At 36.4% G+C, this 3,143-nt stretch carries 3 protein-coding genes; all 3 read left to right on the top strand.

Features of this window, described 5'->3' with window-relative positions; translation table 11 throughout:
- Nucleotides 1-136: 136 nt before the first annotated feature.
- The 3 genes from FYJ58_RS14465 (at nt 137) to FYJ58_RS14475 (ending at nt 3,060) form a co-directional block, all read left to right on the top strand.
- Complete coding sequence (locus FYJ58_RS14465; RefSeq protein ID WP_154520378.1) at nt 137-460, top strand: DUF4280 domain-containing protein; 324 nt, start codon at nt 137-139, stop codon at nt 458-460.
- 68 nt (nt 461-528) lie between these two features.
- A complete protein-coding gene (locus FYJ58_RS14470; RefSeq protein WP_154520379.1) occupies nt 529-1,116 on the top strand; it encodes a hypothetical protein in 588 nt (195 codons plus the stop codon).
- Between the two features lie 108 nt (nt 1,117-1,224).
- Entirely contained in the window at nt 1,225-3,060 is a 1,836-nt protein-coding gene (locus tag FYJ58_RS14475) for a DUF2345 domain-containing protein (protein ID WP_154520380.1), read from the top strand.
- The last annotated feature ends 83 nt before the right edge of the window (nt 3,061-3,143 follow it).

Below are 3,143 nucleotides of genomic sequence, written 5' to 3' on the forward strand. Positions count from 1 at the left end.
CCGTCAGACATGATAATTATTTATGATAACATCTGATGAAGGAAGAACACCTTCTTCTGTTATCTGATTTATAGAAACTTGTTAATTAAGTAGTCTTAATTGACTACATCATTATTATACTAGGAGGAAGTTTTTTATGGGAGCATCTTATGTAGTCGAAGGGGCTGAAATTAGCTGTACAATGGGAGAAATAACCGGAAAATTGAAAGTTGTACCACCCCATGGAGTAAAATTGAAAAGTGGAAATCGGGCAAGCATAGCTGACTGCAAACCACTTGTCAATATCCCATCGTTTGGAATATGTAAAACAACACAAATGCCTTGCATCCCTGCTTGTGCAATGTGGGTAAATGGAAAAAGCAGTGTTCTTATAGAAAATTTTCCGGCTTTATTAAGTAATTCGATTGCAATATGTCCGGCTGGAGCAGGTGTAATTAAGATTGAGGACGATGGACAGTGAATTTGCAATAAAGCAAAGGTATAGATTGGTTAATAGCTCAGGTTCGGGTTTGAAAGGTTAAAAGAACTATGAAAAAGTATGGTGATGAAGATTTTATTTTTTTGATTTCGGAGCAGGAACAAGAAATAGAAGAAGAGAAAACGCAGGTCAACAATATTTATGAAGATTCCGTTTTAATTCAAGGTGAAACATATGAAATTTCAGAAATAATGATAATCGAAGATGGGTTTACCATGAGAATTCCAAAAGCGTTTGTAAAAATGCCGAAAGAGATTGCACGTATTAAATATCCTTCTTCACAGCGACCGGATATTATATGGTCGAATGAAGAAACGACAGTAAATATTGCATTTACATATAAAGAAGAATTATTAGAAGATGAAGAAACAAAAGAATTACGAGATGCGATGAAAGGAATTTTATTAAAAGTAAATCCTTCGATTAGAGAAGTCAAATGTAATTGCCTGACAGTGGAACAAAAAACAATTGCTTCACTTGAGTTTGTTTCTTCAGCGTTAGATGAAGAAATTTATAATTTGATGTTTTTCTTTTCATTGAAAGGTCGTTTGTTAATGGGAACATTTAATTGCGTTTATTCAGAGAAAGAAAATTGGCTGGATATCTTTTGGCAAATGATGAAATCAATTCATTTTTAGTGTTTATAATCAAAGGAAAGGAGTATATGCAGCGACCCTTTTCTTTCAATAAAGCAGATTAGGGTAGCATCACAGACTGATTTATTTGTGATAGCATGGGACGAAGTTATGAATGTAATAGAGGTAGGTTGTTTATCCATAAAACCATTTGAGTTGGAGAGATTATTGGAAGTAAAGCTAAAGCAGCAACGGAATGAGCATGCCGTTCTTACATTTTTTGGAATTGTAAAAGAAGGTGTGAAAGAAACAGAGCTGGAAAAAATAGATAAGGGGACAAATATAGAGTTTTGTCATAAAAAGAATATAATTTTTAGTGGAATTTTACAGTCAGTTAAAATTACTTGTAAAAATCAGGTATATTATTTAAAAGGAACAGCAGTTTCCTATACAATTTTATTAGATTTAGCCCTGAAAAGACGGTCTTTTCAGGAACATGGGATGGCATATTCGAATGTTGCAGACATATGTATAAAAGAGAAACAGGGAAAAATGGAATATTGTGCAGAAGAAAAAAAGATAGAAAATTTACTTCTTCAATACGATGAAACCGACTGGGAGTTTTTAAAACGGATTGCTTCTCACAGTCATAGCGTTTTAATTCCGAAAATAGATAAAGAGAGTGCTTCCTTTTATTTTGGAATTCCGGAAGGAGTGGAGTATCAGGAACGATTAAAGGTAGAAGATTATTCCATCCAAAAGGATTTGGCATTGGAACGGGAATTATCGCAATGCAAAGAACTTTCTTTTGAAAAAAAAGATTCTTATCTTTATACATTTGATACTGACCGCTATAGTTTTTCTGTCGGGGATATGTTAGAGCTGAATGGAAAGAAACTTTATGTGGCAAAAGCAACGCTTCATTTGAAAGGTTCTGTTTTAAATTGTCACTATCAGTTGAGAACAAAAAAAGCATTTTCTGTACCAATGCAGTTTCATAAAGGGATGATAGGACTATCTTTAGACGGAACGGTTCTTGAGGTTATTAATGACACGGTGAAGGTGCAGCTAAAGGTGGATGAAAAACAGGAAACCGCAACTGCGTATGCGTTTCCCTATGCTACAAATTATTCAGCAGAACAAAATACAGGCTGGTATGTAATGCCTGAAGTCGGGGACCAGGTAAAAATTTTGTTCCCGAGTGAAGATGAAAATATGGCATATGCAGTGCAGTCGGTACGAAAACAGAAAACAGATAAGACAAAAGATGCTAAGGTGAAGTATTTTCGGACGGCAGACGGAAAAGAGATTAAATTTGACCGGCAGGAAATTTTAATTACTGCAAAAGATGGAAGTACGTTTGTAAAAATAAATGAAACGAGTGGTGTGGAAATCCAGACCAATCGGGAGATTAAACTGACGAGTGGAGGAAATATTGCGATAAATGGAGGAAATAATATTGCGATGATCGGGAAAAATAATGTCAGTATTCATGCAGGCGGAAATTTTTCGATTTCGGCAGGAAGCGGACTTCAAATGACATGTCGTGATAATTCCATGAAAATGGAAACCCCAAGTGCGGGAATTATGATGAGTGCGAAAAAACCGATTGAGATGGCAGGCAAGAGTCAGGTGAGTATTAAAAGTGATGGGGCGATGTCAGCAAGTTCAAAGGATGCGGTGCAGATTTCGGCGGCAAAGAAGATAGGGATTACTTCCAGTGAAACGATGAATTTGGTATGTAAAACGAATCAGGTAACATTGGAGTCGGGAGGAAAAGGAATTGCAGCAGTTTCGAGTAAACCGATTGAGATTAAGGGAAGTGATACGGTTACGGTGGATGGGAAAAAGGATGTTATGATTCACGCTTCGAAAAATATTACTTCGAATGCAGACCAAAAGCAGACCTTATCGGCAGGAACGAGTATGGAAAGTTCCTGTAGAGGAAGTTCGATTTTGTTAGATGGAACGATTGACTTGAAGGCGTCGTTGATTAAGGAAAATTAGAGAGAAGAAAGAGGGTGGAAGAAAGGAAGTGTGAAGGATGGGATGGCTCAGTGATACGTGGAATACGGTGAAAGAAAACGCAA

The sequence above is a fragment of the Velocimicrobium porci genome (genome assembly GCF_009696045.1).
GTDB classification, from domain to species: domain Bacteria; phylum Bacillota; class Clostridia; order Lachnospirales; family Lachnospiraceae; genus Velocimicrobium; species Velocimicrobium porci.

Bases quoted from the DNA above. Each gene is read 5' to 3' on its own strand.
- FYJ58_RS14465 (WP_154520378.1), top strand. From the start codon at position 137: ATGGGAGCATCTTATGTAGTCGAAGGGGCTGAAATTAGCTGTACAATG.
- FYJ58_RS14475 (WP_154520380.1), top strand. From the start codon at position 1,225: ATGAATGTAATAGAGGTAGGTTGTTTATCCATAAAACCATTTGAGTTG.
- FYJ58_RS14470 (WP_154520379.1), top strand. From the start codon at position 529: ATGAAAAAGTATGGTGATGAAGATTTTATTTTTTTGATTTCGGAGCAG.